The sequence below is a fragment of the Rhizobium sp. PEPV16 genome (genome assembly GCF_008919455.1).
Classification (GTDB): Bacteria; Pseudomonadota; Alphaproteobacteria; order Rhizobiales; family Rhizobiaceae; genus Rhizobium; species Rhizobium leguminosarum_Q.
In genome coordinates this window covers 1-20505 of record NZ_VSZV01000334.1, presented here as the reverse complement: position 1 = coordinate 20505, position 20505 = coordinate 1, and the positions used below count along the sequence as shown (strand labels likewise).

23 protein-coding genes are annotated in these 20505 nt (G+C 61.4%); 15 read left to right on the top strand and 8 right to left on the bottom strand.

Annotation, left to right across the window (positions count from 1 at the left end):
* Positions 1-310: 310 nt before the first annotated feature.
* Positions 311-952: a chloramphenicol phosphotransferase gene (locus tag FY112_RS24085; protein WP_131720370.1), complete on the bottom strand. Its 642-nt coding sequence runs from the start codon at positions 950-952 to the stop codon at positions 311-313.
* 234 nt (positions 953-1186) lie between these two features.
* Here FY112_RS24085 and FY112_RS24080 point away from each other — a divergent pair, with 234 nt between their 5' ends.
* The 5 genes from FY112_RS24080 to rnhA all read left to right on the top strand — a co-directional run bounded on the left by FY112_RS24080 (position 1187) and on the right by rnhA (position 4853).
* Positions 1187-1567, top strand: a complete 381-nt coding sequence (locus tag FY112_RS24080; protein ID WP_003545995.1) for a DUF983 domain-containing protein — start codon at positions 1187-1189, stop codon at positions 1565-1567.
* Positions 1560-2315, top strand: a complete 756-nt coding sequence (locus FY112_RS24075) for an SURF1 family protein (protein ID WP_151519434.1) — start codon at positions 1560-1562, stop codon at positions 2313-2315. The genes FY112_RS24080 and FY112_RS24075 overlap by 8 nt, the downstream gene beginning before the upstream one ends.
* Positions 2316-2378: 63 nt before the next feature.
* Positions 2379-3380 (top strand): 4-hydroxy-3-methylbut-2-enyl diphosphate reductase, encoded by a 1002-nt coding sequence (gene ispH / locus FY112_RS24070; RefSeq protein WP_003545997.1) that lies wholly within the window; start codon positions 2379-2381, stop codon positions 3378-3380.
* A gap of 55 nt (positions 3381-3435) precedes the next feature.
* A complete protein-coding gene (locus tag FY112_RS24065; RefSeq protein WP_131630175.1) occupies positions 3436-4401 on the top strand; it encodes a homoserine kinase in 966 nt (321 codons plus the stop codon).
* Positions 4398-4853 carry a ribonuclease HI gene (gene rnhA / locus FY112_RS24060; RefSeq protein ID WP_017959271.1) on the top strand — a complete coding sequence of 152 codons (456 nt, stop codon included), beginning with the start codon at positions 4398-4400 and terminating at the stop codon, positions 4851-4853. The genes FY112_RS24065 and rnhA overlap by 4 nt, the downstream gene beginning before the upstream one ends.
* 269 nt (positions 4854-5122) lie before the next feature.
* Here the strand turns inward: rnhA and FY112_RS24055 are convergent, their stop codons facing one another.
* The 3 genes from FY112_RS24055 to FY112_RS24045 all read right to left on the bottom strand — a co-directional run bounded on the left by FY112_RS24055 (position 5123) and on the right by FY112_RS24045 (position 7274).
* The gene (locus tag FY112_RS24055) at positions 5123-6208 is read right to left on the bottom strand and encodes a putative zinc-binding metallopeptidase (RefSeq protein WP_017959272.1); all 1086 of its coding nucleotides are present in this window, start codon (positions 6206-6208) and stop codon (positions 5123-5125) included.
* Positions 6209-6362: 154 nt separating this feature from the next.
* Positions 6363-6554, bottom strand: coding sequence for a CsbD family protein (locus FY112_RS24050; RefSeq protein ID WP_003546001.1), 192 nt, complete (start codon positions 6552-6554; stop codon positions 6363-6365).
* Positions 6555-6668: 114 nt separating this feature from the next.
* Positions 6669-7274: a YqgE/AlgH family protein gene (locus tag FY112_RS24045; RefSeq protein ID WP_151519433.1), complete on the bottom strand. Its 606-nt coding sequence runs from the start codon at positions 7272-7274 to the stop codon at positions 6669-6671.
* Between the two features lie 141 nt (positions 7275-7415).
* On the opposite strand from FY112_RS24045, the gene FY112_RS24040 reads away from it, so the two are divergent.
* The 6 genes from FY112_RS24040 (at position 7416) to FY112_RS24020 (ending at position 11950) form a co-directional block, all read left to right on the top strand.
* Positions 7416-8255, top strand: a complete 840-nt coding sequence (locus FY112_RS24040; RefSeq protein ID WP_151519432.1) for a protein-disulfide reductase DsbD domain-containing protein — start codon at positions 7416-7418, stop codon at positions 8253-8255.
* A gap of 130 nt (positions 8256-8385) precedes the next feature.
* Positions 8386-8871: a peroxiredoxin gene (locus FY112_RS24035; RefSeq protein ID WP_011650769.1), complete on the top strand. Its 486-nt coding sequence runs from the start codon at positions 8386-8388 to the stop codon at positions 8869-8871.
* Between the two features lie 419 nt (positions 8872-9290).
* Complete coding sequence (locus FY112_RS38490; protein ID WP_017959275.1) at positions 9291-9419, top strand: hypothetical protein; 129 nt, start codon at positions 9291-9293, stop codon at positions 9417-9419.
* Positions 9416-10165, top strand: coding sequence for a metal ABC transporter ATP-binding protein (locus FY112_RS24030; protein WP_151519431.1), 750 nt, complete (start codon positions 9416-9418; stop codon positions 10163-10165). The genes FY112_RS38490 and FY112_RS24030 overlap by 4 nt, the downstream gene beginning before the upstream one ends.
* The gene (locus tag FY112_RS24025; protein WP_151519430.1) at positions 10162-11034 is read left to right on the top strand and encodes a metal ABC transporter permease; all 873 of its coding nucleotides are present in this window, start codon (positions 10162-10164) and stop codon (positions 11032-11034) included. Before FY112_RS24030 ends, FY112_RS24025 begins: the two co-directional genes overlap by 4 nt.
* 16 nt (positions 11035-11050) lie before the next feature.
* Positions 11051-11950 carry a metal ABC transporter substrate-binding protein gene (locus FY112_RS24020; RefSeq protein ID WP_131630174.1) on the top strand — a complete coding sequence of 300 codons (900 nt, stop codon included), beginning with the start codon at positions 11051-11053 and terminating at the stop codon, positions 11948-11950.
* 34 nt (positions 11951-11984) lie between these two features.
* On the opposite strand, the gene FY112_RS24015 is transcribed toward FY112_RS24020, so the two are convergent.
* From FY112_RS24015 to FY112_RS24005, 3 genes are all read right to left on the bottom strand, one after another.
* The gene (locus FY112_RS24015; RefSeq protein WP_017959279.1) at positions 11985-12293 is read right to left on the bottom strand and encodes a Dabb family protein; all 309 of its coding nucleotides are present in this window, start codon (positions 12291-12293) and stop codon (positions 11985-11987) included.
* 136 nt (positions 12294-12429) lie between these two features.
* Positions 12430-12855 (bottom strand): hypothetical protein, encoded by a 426-nt coding sequence (locus FY112_RS24010; RefSeq protein ID WP_043294428.1) that lies wholly within the window; start codon positions 12853-12855, stop codon positions 12430-12432.
* A 142-nt stretch (positions 12856-12997) separates the two neighbouring features.
* Positions 12998-13483, bottom strand: a complete 486-nt coding sequence (locus tag FY112_RS24005) for a RidA family protein (RefSeq protein WP_151519429.1) — start codon at positions 13481-13483, stop codon at positions 12998-13000.
* Between the two features lie 192 nt (positions 13484-13675).
* Here FY112_RS24005 and FY112_RS24000 point away from each other — a divergent pair, with 192 nt between their 5' ends.
* Positions 13676-14374, top strand: coding sequence for a TetR/AcrR family transcriptional regulator C-terminal domain-containing protein (locus FY112_RS24000; protein WP_151519428.1), 699 nt, complete (start codon positions 13676-13678; stop codon positions 14372-14374).
* Positions 14375-14461: 87 nt separating this feature from the next.
* Here FY112_RS24000 and FY112_RS23995 read toward each other — a convergent pair whose 3' ends face one another.
* Complete coding sequence (locus FY112_RS23995) at positions 14462-14812, bottom strand: DUF2200 domain-containing protein (protein ID WP_151519427.1); 351 nt, start codon at positions 14810-14812, stop codon at positions 14462-14464.
* A 442-nt stretch (positions 14813-15254) separates the two neighbouring features.
* Between FY112_RS23995 and FY112_RS23985 the strand changes: the two genes are divergently transcribed.
* The 3 genes from FY112_RS23985 to FY112_RS23975 all read left to right on the top strand — a co-directional run bounded on the left by FY112_RS23985 (position 15255) and on the right by FY112_RS23975 (position 20433).
* On the top strand, positions 15255-16352 hold the full coding sequence (locus tag FY112_RS23985) for a branched-chain amino acid ABC transporter substrate-binding protein (protein ID WP_151519425.1): 1098 nt from the start codon (positions 15255-15257) through the stop codon (positions 16350-16352).
* A gap of 83 nt (positions 16353-16435) precedes the next feature.
* Positions 16436-18901 carry an adenylate/guanylate cyclase domain-containing protein gene (locus FY112_RS23980; RefSeq protein WP_151519424.1) on the top strand — a complete coding sequence of 822 codons (2466 nt, stop codon included), beginning with the start codon at positions 16436-16438 and terminating at the stop codon, positions 18899-18901.
* A 470-nt stretch (positions 18902-19371) separates the two neighbouring features.
* Entirely contained in the window at positions 19372-20433 is a 1062-nt protein-coding gene (locus tag FY112_RS23975) for a sulfite oxidase (RefSeq protein WP_246700731.1), read from the top strand.
* Positions 20434-20505: the final 72 nt, after the last annotated feature.

Here is a 20505-nt window from a genome sequence, read left to right as displayed (position 1 = left end):
CTCCCCAGCGGGGAGAAGGTGGCCCGAAGGGTCGGATGAGGGGGCCACACGGCACGCCCTCTCATCTTAACTATCCCGCCGTGCCGACGCGAGTGCGGTTGAATCCCGCATGAATGTTGTTTTAAAGACCGGCTTCGCCGGCCCCCTCATCCGCCCTACGGGCGCCTTCTCCCCGCTGGGGAGAAGAGGGAATCGAGAGGTTGCGGCATGTCCCCTTCGCCCCGTTTACGGGGAGAAGGTGGCGGCAGCCGGATGAGGGGCAGGTGCGGCAATCTCTTCGGCCGAGGTAAGGGCTCCCGCTTTTATCGCCTCAGCGTACCCCGGCGATCCGTTCGAAGGCCGAAGGCTCGGGAATACCGAGATCCAACTGGTGGCGGATCGCTTCGGCGCATTCGAGCGGTGTCAGCACCGACGTATCGATCTCCATGTCGTAGATGCCGGGACGATGAACCTCATCCTGCCAGCGCTGCACCGGTTCCGGGACTGGTACGTCTTCGGTGGCGCTGAGATAAAGCGTCTCGCGCCCTTCCTGGGCAATGTCGCGCCGCTGCATGATCGTCTCGATCGGACAGCGCACGCCGACGAACAGCACGGGAAAGTCTTCCAGTCGCCGGGCGCAATCGCCGAGGATGCCCAGTGGCTGCGAATAGCTGTCGTGGTGGCCGAGATCGGCGATGACATTAAGCCCCAGGCTGGCATGGATGGCGATCGATTCGTAGAGCGCCGCATAAAAGAACGGCACCAGTTCCTCCAGGTCCGGTCGTTCACCGCCCGGCCGCAGTCCGATGCCCGGAAGGTAGCGTTTCGGTGTCATGGCGTTGTAGCTGTCGACGCCGAGGTTGATCCACGGGCCTTCGAACTCCTCCTGGATAGCGCGCGCAATGCTCGATTTGCCGCTCCGCGGCGCGCCGTTCAGGATAATGATCTGCACGGAAGGGCTATCATTGGTCATCAGTCTTCTTCTTCTGTTTGGCGCGAATCATTGCAGCGCCGCGCGACTTTTCAGACGCGGCCAAGACGCTGTAACATTTTGAATTGCTGATAGTTCCTCACATAGATTCCGATGTGAGGAACTATCAGCGGGACGAAATCACGCAGGCATTTCCCTTCGTCCTGCGAATAATTTATGGGAGAGTTAAGGCAGCATCGAAAAAGCCGCGCCGCCAAGGCTGCCAGAAGGAATGGAATGAACGAGGACAGCGCCCATTTTCCGCCCGTCGATCCGGTGAAGACCGGCATCAAGGGCTGCTGCCCGCGCTGCGGCCAGGGCAAACTCTTCGATGGTCTGCTCGGCGTGAAGCCGCGCTGCGCCGCCTGTGGCCTCGATTATTCTTTTGCCGATTCCGGTGACGGCCCGGCCGTATTCGTCATCCTCATCGTCGGCTTCATCGTCATCGGCATGGTGCTGTGGCTGCAGGTGAATTACGGGCCGCCGATCTGGGTGCATATCCTGCTCTTCGCTCCGTTGACGATTATCCTGTCGCTGCTGACGCTGCGCTGGTTCAAGGGCATCCTGATCGCCATGCAATACCGCCATAATGCCCGCGAAGGACGCCTGAGTGACTGATATCGACCATGCCGCGCCGCGCCGCCGGCTGCCGATTTTCACCGGCATCCTGGTGCTGATTGCCCTTGCCATCCTGATTTCGCTCGGCACCTGGCAGGTGGAGCGCCTGCACTGGAAGGAAGGCCTGATCGCCGATATTGCCGCGCGGCAGGCAGCAAGCCCCGTGCCGCTTCCCGACATCGAGGCGATGGCGGCTGCAGGCGGCGATATTGAATACCGCAAGGTGACCGCCACCGGCCGCTATATCAACAACAAGGAGCGACACTTCTTCGCCACATGGCGCGGCCAGACCGGCTTTTACGTCTATACCCCGCTGGAGGTTGCCGGCGGTCACATTCTCTTCGTCAATCGCGGCTTCGTTCCCTATGACAATAAGGAGCCGGAAATGCGCATGCAGGGCCAGCTGACGGGAGAGCAGACCGTCACCGGCCTAGCCCGCGAAAAGCTCGCCCGCAAGCCTTCCTGGGTGGTGCCCGACAACGACGTCGCCAAGAACATCTTCTACTGGAAGGATCTCGACGTCATGGCCGAGAGCGTCGGGCTGGAAAAAGCGAGCGTCATTCCCTTTTTCGTCGATGCCGATTCCACCCCCAATCCGGCCGGCCTGCCGATCGGCGGCGTCACCCAGATGGATCTGCCCAACGACCATCTGCAATATGCTTTCACCTGGTACGGGCTGGCCGCCGTGCTTGTCGTCGTGGTGGCGATCTCCTGGTTCCGCAAAGGGGGCAACGCACCTCAGCAATAGTATCACTTCAATTCTCGACCATATTGGGCTAGAGGTCCCTAAATCTCTAAACCCGGAACAGACATGAATATTGCGGCGAAACCTCCTTTGACGATCAGGCTCTGCGGTCCGCGCGGCTTCTGCGCCGGCGTCGACCGTGCCATCCAGATCGTCGTGCTGGCGCTGAAATCCTATGGCGCGCCGGTTTATGTGCGCCACGAGATCGTCCACAATCGCTATGTCGTCGAAGGGCTGGAAGCCAAGGGCGCCGTCTTCGTCGAGGAGCTGGACGAGATCCCGGCCGAACATCGCGCCCAGCCGGTGGTCTTCTCCGCCCACGGCGTGCCGAAATCCGTGCCGGAGGATGCGGCAAGCCGCAACCTCTTCTATCTCGACGCCACCTGCCCGCTGGTCTCCAAGGTCCACAAGCAGGCAATGCGCCACAATCGCCTCGGCCGCCATGTCGTCCTCATCGGCCATGCCGGCCATCCCGAGGTGATCGGCACGATGGGTCAGTTGCCGGAGGGGTCGGTCTCGCTGATCGAGACGATCGAGGATGCCGACGCCTACGTCCCTGTTGATCCCGACAATCTCGGCTATGTCACCCAGACGACGCTGTCGGTCGACGATACGGCCGGCGTCATCACCCGCCTGCATGAGCGCTTCCCGAACCTGACGGCGCCGGCAGCGGATTCGATCTGTTATGCGACGACCAACCGCCAGGAAGTGGTGAAGCAGGCAGCGCCCGGCTGCGATCTCTTCATCATTGTCGGCGCGCCGAACTCGTCCAATTCCAAGCGCCTCGTCGAAGTGGCGCTCAGGGCAGGAGCGAAGAAATCGATCCTCGTGCAGCGGGCCGCCGAGCTCGACTGGGACGAGATCGGCGCGATTTCGACGCTCGGCCTCTCCGCCGGCGCCTCGGCCCCCGAAGTCATCGTCAACGAGATCATCGAGGCTTTCCGCGCCCGCTTCGACGCCCGCGTCGAATTGGCCGAAACGGTTCAGGAAACCGAAAACTTCCTCGTCAACCGCGAACTGCGCAGCATCGAGCTGACGGCCGCCGACATGGCCTTCGTCAACGGCTAGGTCGTCATTGCGGCCTGGGCAATCCTTCATCCATAATGCAGAGACGAGACCTCACTTGGCAGTCTATACCGATATCGCCGAAGACGATCTGAAATGGTTCCTGACGGAATATGACGCGGGCACGCTGCTCTCCTACAAGGGCATCGCCGAAGGCGTCGAGAACTCCAACTTCCTGCTTCACACCTCCAAGGAGCCGCTGATCCTGACGCTCTATGAGAAGCGCGTGGAAAAGAGCGACCTGCCGTTCTTCCTCGGCCTGATGCAGCATCTTGCCGCTCGCGGCCTGTCCTGCCCGCTGCCGCTGCCCCGTCGGGACGGCGCGCTGCTCGGCTCGCTCTCCGGCCGTCCGGCGGCTCTGATCTCCTTCCTCGAAGGCATGTGGCTGAGAAAGCCGGAGGCCAAGCACTGCCGCGAGGTCGGCAGGGCGTTGGCCGAGATGCATGTGGCCGGCGATGGTTTCGAGTTGAAGCGGGCGAATGCGCTGTCGATCGACGGCTGGCGGGGGCTCTGGGAGAAATCCGAAGCGCGCGCCGGCGAGGTCGAGCCCGGCCTGCAGACCGAGATCCGCAGCGAACTCGACTTCCTCTCCGCCGCCTGGCCGAGTGGCCTGCCGGCCGGCGTCATCCACGCCGACCTCTTCCCCGACAACGTCTTCTTCCTCGGCGACCAGCTCTCCGGCCTGATCGATTTCTATTTCGCTTGCAACGACCTGCTCGCCTATGACGTCTCGATCTGCCTGAATGCCTGGTGCTTCGAGAAGGACGGCGCCTATAACATCACCAAGGGCACGGCGATGCTCGAAGGCTACCAGAGCGTTCGGCCGCTGAGCGATGCCGAAATCTCAGCCCTGCCGGTGCTGTCGCGTGGGTCGGCGCTGCGCTTCTTCCTGACCCGGCTCTATGACTGGCTGACGACGCCTGAGGGCGCCATGGTCACCAAGAAGGACCCGCTCGAATATCTCCGCAAGCTGCGGTTCCACCGCCAGATCAAATCGCCCGCCGAATATGGATTGAGCCTATGAAACACGTCGATATTTTTACCGACGGCGCATGCTCCGGCAATCCCGGCCCCGGCGGATGGGGCGCGGTGCTGCGCTACGGCGATGTCGAAAAGGAGCTTTGCGGCGGCGAGGCGGATACGACCAACAATCGCATGGAGCTGCTGGCGGCGATCTCGGCGCTATCGGCGCTGAAAACGCCCTGCGAGGTCGATCTCTATACCGACAGCGCCTATGTCAAGGACGGCATCTCCAAGTGGATTTTCGGCTGGAAGAAAAACGGCTGGAAGACCGCTGACAAAAAGCCGGTGAAGAATGCCGAGCTCTGGCAGGCGCTGGAGGCGGCCCGTGATCGCCACAAGGTGACGCTGCACTGGGTCAAGGGTCACGCCGGCCACCCGGAAAACGAACGCGCCGACGAACTCGCCCGCCGGGGCATGGAGCCGTTCAAGAAGGGTAAGGCGGTTTCGTTTTAAGTGTGCAGCCTCACGCATCCGCCAGGGAAAAGCCCACTTGCGTTATTTGCCTTCCGCCAACCCCACCCTCCGTCATCCTCGGGCTTGACCCGAGGATCCACGCTAGTGTCCATCAGCATCGGGCATAGATCCTCGGCTCAAGGCCGAGGATGACGGAGATTGGGGTGGCGTTCTCGCCCAATCTCTCCGCCGGCGGACCAGATAGCCGATGGGGGTTCCATCGGGCGGACACTTACCTGACGGCAGCGATGCGACGGCCTTCCAGCAACTCAAGCCGCCCGCTGCTGCGGCGCCGTCGCCGCGCCCTGGATCAGCCGGTGCAGATATTCGAGTTTTGCCACAACAGGTGAGGACAGCACGAAGGGATAGGAGTCAGGCTGGCCCATGCTGCGCTGGATGGCATTGATCGCGATGCTGAGCGGCACCCAGGCGCTGACTAGCTGTTCGGCGCTCCTTGCCCTGTAGGGGATGAAATCCACCTCGCCTGCGATTTCCTCATGGCCGCGTGGATCGATGGCGATGCCGAAGGCGCGTGCGGTTTCGAGCGTATCGACGATATGGAGGTAATGCGCGAAGCATTCGGCGAAATCCTCCCAGGGGTGCGACGCCGCATAGGCGCTGATGAAATTGTCCTGCCATCCCAAAGGCGCGCCGCCAGCATAATGGGTCTGGAGGGCCGCCATATAATCCTGCCGTTCGTCGCCGAAGACGGCGCGGAAATCGGCAAGGCCGCCCCGATCGCGCACCAGTTTGTTCCAGATGAAATGGCCGGCCTCGTGGCGGAAATGGCCAAGCAGCGTGCGGTAGGGTTCGTTCATCGAGCTGCGCGCCTGTTCGCGCGTCGCATCGTCGGCCTCTGCGGCGCGGATGGTGATCAGGCCTTCCTCGTGACCGGTCATAGCAGGCACGATAAAGCCGTTGCTCTCGATTGAATCCTCGAGGAAATCGAAGACCAGGCCGCCTTGCGGGTCTTGCGCCCGATCCGGATGCGGCAGCTTCCAGCGCAGCAGCGAATAAAACAGATGACGCTGCGCCTGGCTGATGCGCCGCCAGCGATCGATGCCGTCCTGGGTATCGGTGTTCGGAACCAGCCGGTTATGGCGGCAGGCAACGCAGAATTCACTCTCGCCATCATCGTCCACCAGCCAGTTGCAGATGTCGAGGCTGGCATTGGCGCAGAAGCGGACGTCGCGATCGGGATTGGAAACGAGCTGCCAGAGCGTCTCGTCGCGCGGTTCCAGCGCATGCATGGCGAGATCGCCGGGCAGGAAGCCGAGGCGATGGTTGCAACGCACGCATCGACGATTGTCGAAGTGGACGACCTGATCGCAATTGTCGCAGGCAAAAAGCTTCATCGTGTCTATCTCTGCAAAGCATGAGGGTGGGGGGATTGAAAAATGCCTGCCGCACGAGGGGCGCAGCAGGCATGGTGATAAAGGATGAGCGTCTACTGCGCATTCCTTAAATCGGAATCACAGCGTCTTTGCGTGTGTGAAGAGACGCTGTCGCTCAGAGCCGGTCGACGGCGCCCTTGAGCTTGTCCTTGACCTTGCCGGTTGCGACCTGTCCCTTGCCCTTGGCTTCCTGGACGGCGCCCTTGGCCTGCATTTCGCGATCGTCCGTCGCTTTGCCGACGGCCTGCTTGGTCTTGCCGGCAATTTCGTTTGCCTTACCGGAAATTTTGTCGCTGGTGCTACCCATTATGTGATGTCTCCTTGGTCGGCATGGGCTTTTGTCCATGCTTGCCGAAATGAAACGTCACTTGCAGCTATTCGTTCCCGCTGCCGTCAGGTCAGCTGCTGTCAGGCCAGCCCCTCAAGCATGGCCGGCTTCGGCCGAAAGCATGGCAGCGGTCACGCCCATGCCGGCGAGCGCCCGCTCATATTTGTCGTCGAGGCTGCGGTCGAAGATCAATTCCTCATTGGCCGGGCAGGTGAGCCAGCCATTGTTGACGACCTCGCTTTCGAGCTGGCCGGCCGCCCAGGAGGAATAGCCGAGCAGCATCGTCGCCCGCGTCGGCCCATCGCCCTTGGAGATGGCGCGCACGATATCGAGCGTCGCCGTCAGGCAGATGTCGTCGCTGACGGGAATGCTGGAGTCGCTGGAATAATCGTCCGAATGCAGCACGAAGCCGCGGCCGCTTTCCACCGGGCCGCCGGTCTGGATCGGGAAATCGCGGGCCCGCTTCGGCAGCACGATCGAATCTTCCTGCTTGATCATATCGAGATGCAGCAGCACATCGGTGAAAGTGAGGCTCTGTGGCCGGTTGATGACGAAGCCCATGGCGCCGGCATCCGAATGCGCGCAGATGTAGATGACAGTGCGCGCAAAATTGCGATCTTCCATGCCCGGCATGGCGATGAGGAACTGGCCATCGAAGAAGCCACGTTCCCGTCTGTTCTTCAGCGTCAATAAGGACATCGTTCCTCCTGCTGCTAGACCGCACCAAGGCCTCGACAAAAGAAACATGGGCCAATGTCACACATCAATCAACTGAAAATGAAGATTTAAATCGCCGCGACTTCTGGCGGCCAAACAGCACATTCGGTAAACCTTTGTTCCATGATGATTATTTCCTCAGGCCCGCGCAGGCTTTTAATCGCGGTTGTGTCAGCGGTCGCAGCCCTTGTGCCGTTTTCTTCCACCCATGCGGAAATGAGCGCCTGGGCGGAAAACGAGGGCGGCCGCATGCGCCTCGTGGCGCTCGCACCCGATGCCGGCGGCAAAATCCGCGCCGCCCTTCAGATCGAGCCGAAGCCCGGCTGGATCACCTATTGGAAGGAGCCCGGCAACAGCGGCATTCCGCCGCAAATCACCATCGCGCCGGAGAGCGACGTCAGCCTCGATGCCATCGCCTATCCCGTTCCGAAGCATTTTTTCAAGGGCGCGATCGAGGATATCGCCTATGACGCGCCGGTGACGCTGCCGCTGTCGCTGACGGCGCCCGGCAAAGGCCCGGTTACCATCGACGCCGCCGCCTTCATCGGCATCTGCAAGGATATCTGCATTCCCTTCCAGGCGAGTTTTGAATTGAAGCTTGGCCCCGCCATCCAGTCGCACCCGCAAGAGGAGGCGATCCTTCAGGCCGCCGATGCGAGCCTGCCGAAGCCGCCATCTGAGGATTTCGACGTGACTGCGCACGCGATGTCGCCTGACAGGAAGACGCTGTCGCTTGATCTCGTCTTGCCGGGTGAGGGGAAGACCGCGCCCGATATCATCGTCACCGGTCCGAGCGGCTATGCCTTCACCGAGCAGATCGGCGGCAAACGCGACGGCAGGACCTTCAAGGTCGATATATCAATTGGCAAGCTGCCGAAGGATTATGACATAGCAGGCAAGCAATGGAGCGTGCTCGTCATTGACGGCGAAAGGGCGATGGAGACCACACTTGCCTTTCAATGATGGGCTCCTATAGTCGCCTCCGATCCCTGCGGCGCCCGCCGCCGCCAAGCCGGAATTTCCAAAGCCAGAACCCAAAGCCCGGACCCCCCCGGAGCCGGAAACCGCTAAGGACAGAACCAAGGAGAAGACCATGACCATCGCGATCGGCGACAAGCTTCCTGCCGCCACCTTCAAGGAAAAGACGGCTGACGGCCCCGTCGAAATCACCACCGATCAGCTCTTCGCCGGCAAGCGCGTCGTGCTCTTTGCCGTGCCGGGCGCCTTCACGCCCACCTGCTCGCTGAACCACCTTCCGGGTTATCTCGAAAACCGGGACACCATCCTTGGCAAGGGCGTCGACGACATCGCCGTCGTCGCCGTCAACGACTGGCACGTGATGGGCGCCTGGGCGCAATCGTCAGGCGGTATGGGCAAGATCCACTTCCTCGCCGATTGGGATGCCGGCTTCACCAAGGCCGTCGGCCTCGACGCCGACCTCTCCGCCGGCGGCCTCGGCCTCCGCTCGAAGCGCTATTCGATGCTGGTGGAAGACGGGGTGGTCAAAGCCCTCAACGTCGAGGAAAGCCCCGGCCAGGCAACCGTCTCGGGTGCTGCCGCGATGCTGGAACAGCTCTGATCTCTCGATAGCGATGGCATCGCCAACGGCGGTCTGGCAGAAACGCTACCCCCAATCTCCGTCATTCCAGGCCTTGAGCCTGGAATCCATGCCCGGGCTTGCGAAGGTCAATGTGGATCCTCGGGTCAAGCCCGAGGAGGACGGAGGGTGGGGTGAACTTCGGAGCAAGACAGCAACGTCTGCTGGAACAAGTTCACATCGTGATCTGCCAAACCGAACGCAACTGGCGCGGCACGTCGGTGGCTTCCGGAGCAAGACAGCAAAGTATAGCAGGATGCACGCGCCTTGTGTGCCGCGGCAGCATCGAAGGCTGACGGCCAAATGGCCGCACCCTTCCTCTCGTTTATAGCAAATCCCGCCTCAATCTCGCCGCAATCGTTATAACATAGCAGTAATGTTATTACATTGCAGGATGCGCCATGCCCCCGAGCCCCGACCGCCCCTCCGTCAGCCTGCTCGGGCAGTCGGCTTTATCCAGAGTGATCGGCATGGCGCTGGTCATTGCGCTCCTGTGGCTGGCGATCCACTGGGCGGTTGTCTTGCCATGACGCCGCTGATCCGTATCGAGAATTTGACCGTCGCCTATAACAGGCACCCCGCCGTCCATCATGTCTCCGGCGCCTTCGCCGCAGGCAGCCTGACGGCGATCGCCGGGCCGAACGGGGCGGGCAAGTCGACGCTGCTGAAGGCGATCATGGGGGAGCTTCGTCCCGCCGAAGGCAGGGTCGAGCACCGGCTGGGGCGGGCGGAATTCGGTTACCTCCCGCAGGCGGCCGAGATCGACCGGCGCTTTCCGATCTCGGTCATCGACACCGTCATGCTCGGCGCCTGGAAGAAGACGGGAGCCTTCGGCCGCATCGCGCCCGCCGAGGTGAAAAGGGCAGGCGAGGCGCTCTCCGCCGTCGGGCTCGAAGGCTTCGGCCGGCGCCATGTCGGCTCGCTGTCGGCCGGCCAGTTCCAGCGCGTGCTCTTTGCCCGCCTGCTGCTGCAGGATGCCGGCATTATCCTGCTCGACGAGCCGTTTACCGCAATCGATGCCCGCACGACCAGGGACCTCGTTGATATCGTCACCCGCTGGCATGGCGAAGGCCGCACGGTAATCGCCGTGCTCCACGATTTCGAGCTCGTTCGCGCCCATTTTCCGCAAACCCTGCTGCTCGCCCGTGAATTGGTCGGCTGGGGTGCGACCGCAGACGTCATGTCCTCCGTCAATCTCCTGAAGGCTCGCGCCATGGCCGAGCGCTGGGATGAGGATGCGAATGCCTGCGCACCCGAAGAGGCGCCGGCGGCATGACGGCTTACGATCTCTTTCTCGCGCCCTTTGCCGATTACGGCTTCATGCGCCGGGCGCTCGTCGCCTGCCTCTGCCTCGGGCTCGGCTCCGGCCCGATCGGCGTCTTCCTGATGCTGCGGCGCATGAGCCTGATGGGCGACGCGATGAGCCATGCCGTGCTGCCGGGGGCTGCCATCGGTTACCTCGTCGCCGGCTCTCTGTCGCTGACGGCAATGGGCCTCGGCGGGCTGATCGCCGGCCTGTCGGTGGCGCTGCTGTCCGGCGCCGTCAGCCGATTGACCGTGCTGCAGGAGGATGCGAGCTTTGCCAGCTTCTATCTCGCCTCGCTGGCGCTCGGCGTGCTGATCGTCTCGCTGCGCGGCTCGAATATCGACCTCCTGCATGTGCTCTTCGGCACCATCCTGGCGATTGATGCTCCCGCCCTTTATCTGATCGGCGCGATCACTTCGCTGACCCTCGTCATCCTCGCCTTCATCTACCGGGCGCTGGTGGCCGAATGTTTCGATCCGGGGTTCCTGCGCGCCGTCGGCGGGCGCGGGCCGGTCTATCATGTCCTCTTCCTGCTGCTCGTGGTGCTGAACCTCGTCGCCAGCTTCCAGGCGCTCGGCACGCTGATGGCAGTCGGCCTGATGATGCTGCCGGCAGCCGTCGCCCAGCTCTGGTCGCGTAGTCTACCGGTGATGATGGCGATAGCAGCCGCAAGTGCTGCCGCCTCCGGCTATCTCGGCCTGATCGCCTCCTACCATCTCGAACTCGCCTCCGGCCCGACGATCATCATGACGGCGGCGATCCTCTACGGCTTTTCTATTCTTTTCGCGCCCTCCGGCTTAGCCCGGCGCTTCTTCCCCCGCCCGCATTTGAAGGGCTGATCCCAAGGAGACTTCGATGACACCGCACAGACTGCTTCTCTCCGCAGCAATTCCCGCTTTGATGGCGCTGTCGGCCATGCCGGCCTCTGCCGAAACGCTGAAGGTTGTGGCGTCCTTCACCGTGCTTGCCGATGTCGTCAAACAGGTCGGCGGCGAGCACGTCAAGGTGACGAGCCTCGTCGGGCCGAACGGCGATCCCCATGAATTCGAGCCGTCGCCGGCCGACGCGAAGAATTTGAAAGCAGCGCAGGTTACCTTCGTCAGCGGCGAGGGGCTGGAAGGCTGGATGGACCGGTTGATCACCGCCTCGGGCTACAAGGGCAAGCCGGTCACCGTCTCCGAAGGCATCAACACCCGCACGATGGAAGAGGACGGCGAAAAAATCACCGATCCGCATGTCTGGAATAGCCCCGTCAACGTCAAGGTCTGGGTCGCCAATATCGAAAAGGCGCTGTCATCGGCCGATCCCTCGGACGCCGCCGCCTTCAAGGCCAACGCCGAGAAATACACCAAGACGCTGGACGAATTGAACGCCTACGCCCATGCGAAATTCGACAAGGTGGCCGACGATCGCCGCAAGGTGCTGACCAGCCATGATGCCTTCGGTTATTTCGGCCGCGAATATAATGTCAGCTTCCTCGCCCCGCTTGGCCTGTCCACAGAAAGCGAGGCATCGGCCGCCGACGTCGCCAAGCTGATCGAGCAGATCAAGGGCGAGCATGTGAAAGCCTATTTCTTCGAGAATTCCAACGATCCGCGCCTGGTCAAGCAGGTCGCCAAGGCAACCGGGGCCGAGCCCGGCGGCGAGCTCTATGTCGAATCCCTATCCGACGCCAAGGGGCCGGCGCCGACCTATGAGAAGATGTTCAAGTACAATGTCGACCAACTCGCCGCCGCCATGGCGAAATCGAGCTGAGGAAATCGAGGGCTGCAGGCCTGTCCTGCGGCCCTCACAAATTGAGGTCGAAGACCAGTATGCCGGCAAGGCCTCCATCCGTCGATGAGACGATGCGCTCGCCGACCGTCACGTGCTCTGGGTGGATGAGATAGGCGTCGCGGGCCTCGGCGCTTTCAAAGGTCACGGCAAACCCGTCGACGAAGCCGCCATGCAGCCCTTCGGGCGAAACATTCGGCCCGTATTTGATATCCAGTATGCCGGGAATGAGCTGTTTCAGGGCGACGATCGCCGCAAAAAGCGACTGCTTGTCTTCGGCCGTGACCGCGGTCTTCAGCCGCAGGAATACGCAGTGCAGGATCATCAGTGGTCCTCCCGATTTCTTTGGCCGGATTTTCTTTGGCCGATTTTCTTTGGCTGGAGAATAGCGGCGAAAGCCGGGAGAGCAACGAGATTTATTTTCACGCAGGCGTTGCGCCGCAAGCCGTGAGCCGGGCAGATTACATCTGGTCGGTCTTGACCAGGGGCCGCTTGTAGATCTTCTGGACGAGATCGCTCGCCAGCGCGCGGGCTTGGTCTTTCTCGGCCGCCGTCATCGGCCGGCAGGTGTTCCTGGTGTTTGAACTGTCGAGCACTGTCGTAGAACCGGAATTGGCGATGACGAGATGCCAGCTGCAGGAGGCGACCTTGTCGATGGCAACGGCACCATGGCAACCGGTGGACAGGCAGAAGGCAACGGTCACCTGCGCCCCGTGGTCGCCTTTATAAGCCAGCGTGACGGCTTTCTTGATATCCGTGACCCATCGCTCGCATTGCGCCTGTTTTGCCCCCGGTTGGCAGCTTTTGGTGACCGGAGTGATCTCAGCGGCCTGAAGCGGCGATACGCAAAAAACACCCATCGAGAGGGCGAGCAGAAACTTGAGCATGGGATTTTCCTTGTGCAAGCAATGAGAGACGCACATCCCAGGCCGTTGGTCAATGGCCATCAAAAAAAGGAAGGGTGGCGCGCCAAGCAGATGTTGGCGCGCCACCGGGAAAATCCGAAATTGTGCAGATCTGTCGCCGCCGCTATTCCAGGACGACCACGGCTTCGACCTCGAAGAGCATGGGGTCGATGGCAAGCTTGGGAACGGGAATCAGCGTCTGCGCCGGCAATGCTTCGCCGAACATGTCCTTGACGTTCCTGGTCAACACCTCGAGCTTGGACATGTCGTGATCGACCACGAAGACCGTTAGCTTGGCGACCTGATCCGGCTTTGCGCCGAGCGCATCAAGGGCGGTGCGCAGGTTCGCATAGGCCTGCTTCACCTGGATGGCGAAGTCGGGCGACAAGGCGCCCGTGCTGTCCTGGCCGCCCTGTCCGGAGATGTAGGCCAGCCGGCCTTGGCGCGGCACGATCACCGCCGTGCTGTAGCCATTCGGCGAGGGGTCGTAGAGGTTTTTTGGATTGACGATGGTCAGCTTGAGATCGTCCTCAGTGGCTGTCGCCGCAGTGGGAACGCTGATGGTCATGATGAGTCCTCCGATAATGAGATGCTTGATTGCGCGTGACATGACATTCTCTCGGGCATCTGAGGGCTGCGAGCGACGGATCCTCGCGGCCTGCAGGGTGGAATCTTATCGCCACGTGATTGACTCGTACGGCGTACGACTAAATTGCATCGTACAGCGTACGAGTCAATTGGTCAGCATCGACATTCCCAGCATTGTCGGCTTAGATCGACGTCTGATCGATAAGGAAGACGAATGGCAGCCAAACGCAGCGGCGCTGAGAGCAAAGGGTCTGGGCGGAGAGGTGCGTCACCGCAGTCCGGGCAGGAGCCGCGCAGTGAATCGACTCTTTCCCTGGAGCGGATCGTGGCGACCGCGGTAGAACTGCTGGATGCAGAGGGCGTCGACGGATTGAAGATGCGCCGGCTGGCCGATCGCCTCGGCTCGGGCGCGATGAGCCTCTATTGGCACGTCGACAACAAGGAAAAGGTCTTCGATCTGGCGCTGGATTCGGTGCTCGAATATCGCGGACCACCTGACATCGTCGAGTCCCGAGACTGGCGCGGCGACATCGTTCATATGCTCGAAGACTGGCGCGCCAGCATGCTGCGCCATCCCTGGTCGGCCTCGCTGCTGCCGCGCCGGGCGCTCGGCCCGAACATCCTCGCCCGCCTGGAACTGCTGAGCAAGACCTTGTCCGGAGCCGGTGTCACTGATGCGGATTTGAACGTCGCGATCTGGTCGCTCTGGAACTATGTGATCGGCGCGACCATCACCCGGGCGAACTTCGATCTCTCGGATGACGACAGGGCGGCCGCGCAGCAGCGCCTGACAGGTCTGAGCCAGCACTACCCGACGATCGAACGCTCCCGTCTGCTGCTGGATAATGATTGGGACGGCGCTTTCAGGAAGGGCCTCGACTTCCTGCTCGATGGTCTTGCTCCGCGCCGGTGAACATTCGTCATTCCTGGACGAGACGGTGCCGGATTCTGCGCGCGTGCCGCGGGTGAGCGCGGGTACCGCCGCGACACGGTTTCCCGGCTATTTCCGCAGGATTTTCTCCATCGCTTTCCCCTTCGCGAGTTCGTCGATCAATTTGTCCAGATAGCGGATTTCCCGCATCGTCGTTTCCTGGATGTCTTCCACGCGGACACCGCAGATCACGCCCGTAATCGACGATCGGGAGGGATTCATCTGAGGCGCTTGCGCAAAGAAATCCTCGAAGTTGGTCTTCGCAGCCAACTGATCGTCCAGGCTCTGCTGGTTATGCCCCGTCAGCCAACAGATGATTTCATCGACCTCCGCCTTCGTGCGTCCCTTCTTCTCTGCCTTGGCGACATAGTGGGGATAGACGCTCGCGACGCTGATGGAATAGATGCGATGCTTCGTCATGCCTGCTCCTCAACATTCCAGATATTTTCCGGCTTGAGATAGCTGGTTTCAAGACCTCAACAAGTGGCCGATAATGGGTAAGCTTCCGCGAGCGCGAAGTAGATCAGTGCAAAGGCGGCATCTCTACAGCGCCGCGCGTCTTCGACCGGATTGCACCAACAACGGACATTGGCTCGACTTGAGTCGACGACCGCTACGGGGCCGATGGCCGACCGTCCGCTGCTAGGAAGCCCAACATGAAAAGCGGACATCAAAGTTCTTGCCGCCAAGGGCTGGGATTGGCGCCCAAAGCAGACAATGAGGTACCTCGCAGGAACGTCAACTCCTGACCAGCCCATACAGATAAGAGGCAAGTGCGCTACAGAAATGGCGGAGATATCTGCGCCTGCGCGGGGGCTGTCGGCGGGCACTAAATTGGCGTAAGCTCTGAAGGGGGTACACCATGCGCAGCAGCATCACTGCAGCTATCGTCGCGCTCGTCGTTTCGCTTGGCAGTCTAGCGCGGGCGGAGATCCTGATCGGAGCTGCAGGCCCGGTCACAGGACCGCTCGCCTGGATCGGGGAGCAGATGCAGCGCGGCACAGAGATGGCAGTGGCCGACATCAATGCAACTGGCGGCGTGCTCGGGCACCAGGTGCAACTCATCACGGTCGACGACTTTTGCGATCCCGAGCAGGCTGTGGCGGCCGCCCAGAAACTGGTGGCTGACGGTGTGGTGCTCGTCGTCGGGCATTACTGTTCCCAGGCCTCGATCCCGGCATCCAAGGTGTACGAGGCCGCGGGAGTTCTACAGATTTCACCGGGTTCGACCAATCCGCTGTTGACCGAACAAGGTCGTGCCAATGTTTTCCGCGTCATTGGTCGCGACGACGCGCAGGGGGTGGTAGCCGGCAACTATTTGGCCGATCGTTGGGGTGACAAGAAAATAGCGATCCTTCACGACAACACCACCTATGGGAAGGGGCTCGCCGACGAGACCAGAAAGCAGTTGAATAAGCGGGGTGTCACCGAAGCGATCTACAAGGCCTTCACGCCTGGGAAGAACGACTATACGGCCGAGATCTCGGCGTTACATGGCGCCGGCATCGCCGTGTTGTATGTTGGTGGGTATTTGCCCGAGGTCGCGCTTATGGTTCGCGCTTCACGAGACCGCGCCTACGCACTTCAACTCGTCTCAGGCGATGGCATGGCGAGCGAGAACTTTGCACTGATCGCCGGATCTGCCGCCGAGGGTACGCTCTTCACGTTTAGCGCGGACCCACGGCGCGTCCCTCAGGCGGCTCAAGTCGTCGAGCGTTTCCGTGCCGAGAATTTCGAGCCCGCAGGCTACACACTGCTCAGTTATTCCGCCGTCCAGGTCTGGTCGCAGGCGGTGAAGAAGGCCGGTTCTCTAAGGCCGCAAGAGGTGATCGCCTCAATGCAAGGTAATCAATTTGAAACGGTAATGGGCCGGGTCGATTTCGACGACAAGGGCGACCTCACCGTTCAAAGCTGGATTTGGTATGTCTGGAAGGGTGGCGAATACGTGCCGCTGGAATAGTCAACCGCCGGCCGGGTGGATCGCTTTAGACCAATCTGTGCAGACTTTAGTGGCTGCGCAAGCCAGACCTTGCGGTTGCCGCTATGTTTGAACGCATCGGCATACGCGGGCGCTTGTTGCTCGCTTTCTTCGGCATCAGCACCTTCGCAGTGCTCGCGACCGCCGCAGCTCTCTATGCCTTCCTTCAGGTCGGCGACGTGGTCGATCGCATCACCAAGGAACGGGTGCCGACGGCGCTCGCCTCTCTCCAACTGTCGCGCCAGGCTGAGAGGGTCGCCTCCACCGCGCCGTCAGTGCTGGCGGCGACCAGCACGGTTCAGCACAACGAGGTCTCAGCTGCGATCGGAGTCGAGATGCGGCGTCTCGAAGAGTTGCTCGCCGCACTTAAAGGCACCGCATTCAGCGCGACGGCGGTGACTGAAATCGAAGACGCGGTGATTGGTCTACGACGAAACCTCGATGCTCTCGACTATCTTGTGGCCGTTCGCCTTACCATGGTTCAGCGCAAGGAGGAGTTGCTGCGCCGCTTATCGGACACGACAAATGCAAGTCAGCGTCTCGTCGCGCCCGGTATCGTCGTGATGAACTCCAAGGTTCCCCAGTGGCGCGCAGCGGTAGCTGATTCCGCCGCACCACCCGACGCGCGTGCTGCGGCGACGAGCGACCTGGTCAAGGCAATCGCGGCCTACATCCCCCAGCAGAGGGCGCAACAGGAGATCTCAGCAGTCAACGACGCGCTGGTCAAAACTGCCAACGCGCCTACGCCGGGAGATCTGAAGCTGATCCTGTTTCCGCTGCGCCGGTCGCTCGCCGTACTCGAAACGGTCTCCACCGAGATCGACGAAAAGTTGCGGACCCGCTTCCAACAACGGTTGGACGAGTTGAAGTCGCTGACCGACGGTGAGAACGGGATCCCGAAGGTACGACAGGACGAGTTTGCTGTCCTTGCACAGGGCGAAAAGCTTCTGGCTGAAAACAGTCGGCTATCGCGCGACCTTACCGCGGCCGTCGATCGCCTGGTTGCAAAGGCAAACCATGAGATCGCCGCGTCCGCCCTCGAAGTCTCGGTCGTCCGGCGCTACGGTACGGGCATTGTTCTTGGCTCGGCCCTTCTAAGCCTCCTGAGTTCGGTTCTGGTTGTCTGGCTCTATGTCGATCGCAGCCTTCTCGCCCGTCTGGGAGAGGTAAGCCAAAGCATGCTGGCAATCGCGGGCGGCAATCTGCATGCACAGATGCCCGCCGGAGGCCGCGACGAAATTGGCCGCATGGCCGGGGCGCTCAAGCTGTTCCGGGATACTGCGGTCGAGGTGGAGGAAAACAGCCTGCGCGAGGTTGCGGAAGCGCGCCAGCGGCTTGTGGATGCCATCGAGAGCATCTCCGAAGGATTCGCTCTGTACGATGGCGAGGACAGGCTCGTGCTGAGCAATAGCCGCTACCGCGAGCTGTTGTACGCCGGCCTGGAGGAAATGACACCCGGCACGACATTCGAGCAGATTGTTCGCCGGTCCGCTGAGGCCGGCTACATCAAGGATGCTGAGGGGCGAGTCGAGGAGTGGGTTGCCGAGCGGCTTTCGCGGCATCGCAACCCTGGTGAAACGTGGGTGCAGCGGCGTCGCGACGGGCGATGGATCATGATTAGCGAGCGGCGGACGGCTGGCGGCACGGTGGCCGTCTACTCGGACATCACCGAGCTGAAGCAACGGGAGGAAAACCTTGCCGAGAAATCCGCAGCTCTCGAGGCGCTTTCCAGCAAGCTGGCGAAATACCTGGCGCCGCAAGTGTATAACTCCATATTCACCGGCCGCCAGGACGTTAGAATCGCCAGCCAGCGGAAGAAGCTGACGATATGCTTCTCCGATATCGCCGGCTTTACCGAAACCACAGACAAAATGGAATCCGAGGATCTCACACAGCTCCTCAATCACTACCTGACGGAAATGTCGAAGATTGCTTCAGATCACGGCGCGACGATCGACAAGTATGTCGGAGACGCCATCCTGATGTTTTTCGGCGATCCGGAAACCCGCGGCGTCAAGGATGACGCGCTCGCCTGCGTGCAGATGGCTCTCGCCATGCAAAAGCGAATGAGCGAGCTTAGGGAAATCTGGCGCGATATCGGAATTGAAACACCGCTGCGCTGCCGCATTGGCATTCACACAGACTACTGCACTGTGGGCAACTTCGGCAGCGAGGACCGGATGGATTACACGATAATCGGCGGCGCCGTGAATCTCGCCTCGCGCCTTGAGCAGGAAGCGTCGCCGGGCACCGTGCTCATTTCTTATGAGACGTTTGCGCAAGTGAAGGACACGATCGAGTGTGAGGAACTGGGGCATGTCCACGTAAAGGGAATAGCCTATCCGGTCGCCACCTATCGCGTGGTCGATCTGAAGGAAAATCTGGTCCGCAGCCGTCGTACTATCCGCACCGAACTGCCGCACCTGAGATTGGAAGCTGAGCCCGAGCTTATGTCTACCGATGAGCGCGATCAGGCCGCCGCCGCACTTCGAGACACGCTCGATCGACTTTGTCACAAGCCTGGGTCGTAGGCTAACGTTCGCGCGGGTTGTCGCCTCTACAGGCACCAACCTCGTCGACCAGCCCTCGGGCTAGCGTCGCAACTCGACTTTCCTGCAACGCTGGCTAGGCCCATGAAATGGCGCGGTCATTGGTCCGAATCCGGACGAACGACTGCTGTTGGCGTAACTGCGACCCATGTTGTCACTGCACTATGTCCGCTTTGCAGCAACACGACCGCTTGCTCGATGACCATTATGGGGGCGCAAAGCGGTCACGACCGCCGTCGGCCACTTTGCTGCCGTTTGAGGTCGAGCCGAGGAACGTGCGGTATGTGCTAGAATGCGGCCCGAAGGCGGAATGCGACGGACGCACTGCGGGGGGGCGGTGTGATCGTACCGGAATTCGCGCGACCGAAAGCCGACGTTGTGCTCTTGAAAGGGAGACGAGGACGATGCCGACAGCAGAGCAACCCGGTCTAATAGTTCGACAGAAATCCCCATTGAACATCGAGTTTCCGTTTGCGTCGCTCTCCGATTGGCTGATCCCGACCGAGATGTTCTTCGTGCGAAACCATTTCCCATCGCCGGACCTCGATGCGCGAGACTGGAGATTGCGCGTTGGCGGGGCGGTGGAGCGGCCGCTCGAACTTGACCTCGACAGCATCAAGGCGATGCGGAGCACGACTCTCACCGCCGTCGTCGAGTGTGCAGGGAACGGGCGCGTCTACTATGAGCCGCCGAAGGAGGGGTTGCAGTGGCAGAACGGAGCCGTTGGCAATGCCGCCTGGACAGGTGTTCTTCTGCGCGAGATTTTGGAAATGGCGGGCGTTAAGCGAACCGCACGTGAGGTTCTCCTCGCAGGCGCCGACAGCGGCGTCGTCGACACAAACAAGAAAACGGCTTCTCCCGGCCCCATCGCTTTTGCGCGCAGTTTACCGCTTGAGAAGGCCCTAGCTGACAGCACGATGCTTGCCTATTCGATGAACGAGGAACCGTTGACGCGCGATCACGGCTACCCGCTACGCGCGGTCGTGGGTGGCTGGTTCGGCATGGCTTGGGTCAAGTGGATCACGCATATCACGGTTGTGGAGCAACCGTTCCTTGGCTACTGGCAGGCGCGCGACTATTTCCGTTGGGAGCGCAGCCTCGGGGAACCCAGGCTGGTCCCCCTTGCGGAGATGGAGGTCAAAGCGCAGATCGCGCGTCCCGTACAGGGGGCGCGTCTCATCGCCGGCCAACCGTACCGGATTTTCGGAGCCGCCTGGAGCGGAGAGGCTGTTATCCGGCAGGTGCAGGTCTGCACCGGAGATGGCAGGGGCTGGCGCGAGGGAAGGCTCCTCGAAACAGAACGTCCCTTTGCATGGCGCTTGTGGGAGTACATGTGGACCCCTGAAGAAGTGGGGCGATATATACTGCGATGTCGCGCGATCGATGGGGCGGGGCGCGTGCAGCCCGACCTCCAGCGTTCCGACTGCGAGAGCTACGCGGCCAATTGGATCGTTCCGGTAGAGGTTACGGTCGTTCCCGAGCCACAGACGTACGAGGAGGAATTCGTGATCTAGAGCCTTTCCGGGTTAGATTGAAGCATTCTGTTGGCTCAAGCGGAGTCGGATGGTCGACCGGCCGGCGCGCGT

Coding starts and splice junctions, on each gene's coding strand:
- FY112_RS24085 (WP_131720370.1), bottom strand. CDS start 952: ATGACCAATGATAGCCCTTCCGTGCAGATCATTATCCTGAACGGCGCG.
- FY112_RS24080 (WP_003545995.1), top strand. CDS start 1,187: ATGAACGAGGACAGCGCCCATTTTCCGCCCGTCGATCCGGTGAAGACC.
- ispH (WP_003545997.1), top strand. CDS start 2,379: ATGAATATTGCGGCGAAACCTCCTTTGACGATCAGGCTCTGCGGTCCG.
- rnhA (WP_017959271.1), top strand. CDS start 4,398: ATGAAACACGTCGATATTTTTACCGACGGCGCATGCTCCGGCAATCCC.
- FY112_RS24055 (WP_017959272.1), bottom strand. CDS start 6,208: ATGAAGCTTTTTGCCTGCGACAATTGCGATCAGGTCGTCCACTTCGAC.
- FY112_RS24050 (WP_003546001.1), bottom strand. CDS start 6,554: ATGGGTAGCACCAGCGACAAAATTTCCGGTAAGGCAAACGAAATTGCC.
- FY112_RS24045 (WP_151519433.1), bottom strand. CDS start 7,274: ATGTCCTTATTGACGCTGAAGAACAGACGGGAACGTGGCTTCTTCGAT.
- FY112_RS24040 (WP_151519432.1), top strand. CDS start 7,416: ATGATGATTATTTCCTCAGGCCCGCGCAGGCTTTTAATCGCGGTTGTG.
- FY112_RS24035 (WP_011650769.1), top strand. CDS start 8,386: ATGACCATCGCGATCGGCGACAAGCTTCCTGCCGCCACCTTCAAGGAA.
- FY112_RS38490 (WP_017959275.1), top strand. CDS start 9,291: ATGCCCCCGAGCCCCGACCGCCCCTCCGTCAGCCTGCTCGGGCAGTCG.
- FY112_RS24030 (WP_151519431.1), top strand. CDS start 9,416: ATGACGCCGCTGATCCGTATCGAGAATTTGACCGTCGCCTATAACAGG.
- FY112_RS24025 (WP_151519430.1), top strand. CDS start 10,162: ATGACGGCTTACGATCTCTTTCTCGCGCCCTTTGCCGATTACGGCTTC.
- FY112_RS24020 (WP_131630174.1), top strand. CDS start 11,051: ATGACACCGCACAGACTGCTTCTCTCCGCAGCAATTCCCGCTTTGATG.
- FY112_RS24015 (WP_017959279.1), bottom strand. CDS start 12,293: ATGATCCTGCACTGCGTATTCCTGCGGCTGAAGACCGCGGTCACGGCC.
- FY112_RS24010 (WP_043294428.1), bottom strand. CDS start 12,855: ATGCTCAAGTTTCTGCTCGCCCTCTCGATGGGTGTTTTTTGCGTATCG.
- FY112_RS24005 (WP_151519429.1), bottom strand. CDS start 13,483: ATGTCACGCGCAATCAAGCATCTCATTATCGGAGGACTCATCATGACC.
- FY112_RS24000 (WP_151519428.1), top strand. CDS start 13,676: ATGGCAGCCAAACGCAGCGGCGCTGAGAGCAAAGGGTCTGGGCGGAGA.
- FY112_RS23995 (WP_151519427.1), bottom strand. CDS start 14,812: ATGACGAAGCATCGCATCTATTCCATCAGCGTCGCGAGCGTCTATCCC.
- FY112_RS23985 (WP_151519425.1), top strand. CDS start 15,255: ATGCGCAGCAGCATCACTGCAGCTATCGTCGCGCTCGTCGTTTCGCTT.
- FY112_RS23980 (WP_151519424.1), top strand. CDS start 16,436: ATGTTTGAACGCATCGGCATACGCGGGCGCTTGTTGCTCGCTTTCTTC.